The organism is Rhodococcus sp. IEGM 1318, assembly GCF_033142465.1.
Classification (GTDB): domain Bacteria; phylum Actinomycetota; class Actinomycetes; order Mycobacteriales; family Mycobacteriaceae; genus Rhodococcus_F; species Rhodococcus_F qingshengii_B.
Genome location: NZ_JAWLSC010000063.1, coordinates 1 through 514, shown reverse-complemented (window position 1 = coordinate 514; position 514 = coordinate 1). Strand labels below are relative to the sequence as shown.

General features: G+C 60.7%; 1 protein-coding gene and 1 pseudogene. Both read right to left on the bottom strand.

Features of this window, described 5'->3' with window-relative positions:
• Positions 1-116: pseudogene (locus R4P65_RS33085) on the bottom strand (heat-shock protein HtpX); the annotation flags it as partial.
• A partial coding sequence (locus R4P65_RS33080; protein WP_411742626.1) for an arsenic resistance protein occupies positions 113-514 on the bottom strand: 402 nt, incomplete at its 5' end. The pseudogene R4P65_RS33085 and the gene R4P65_RS33080, both read right to left, overlap by 4 nt.

Sequence of the window (514 nt, the reverse complement as noted above, 5' to 3'; positions counted from 1 at the left end):
GACCCAGCGGAACGGACCTCGATGGTGTCACCCGCGAGATGACTCAGGAAACCGGCAGCCATCTGCGATCGGCCGGCATTGTGGACGCAGACGAACAACACCGATGGTTTGCTCATGAACCCGCTCTTTCCCGACTGGATGAAACCTCTTTGACGGCAAAGCGTTTACGCAGAGCAAGGGAGACATACACCAGACCGATCAGCACCGGCACCTCGATCAACGGGCCGACAACACCAGCCAAGGCTTGCCCCGAGGTGGCGCCGTAAGTAGCGATGGCTACGGCGATCGCGAGTTCGAAGTTGTTACCCGCAGCGGTGAACGCGAGCGTGGTGGTGCGTTCGTAGCCCAATCCGATTGCGGCACCGAGGATATAGCCACCGCCCCACATCAGTGCGAAGTACACCAGCAGCGGCAACGCGATCCGGACGACATCCCAAGGCTGGGAGGTGATCTGTTCGCCCTGCATCGAGAAGAGCACGACGATGGTGAACAGCAGACCGTAGAGCGCCCAGGG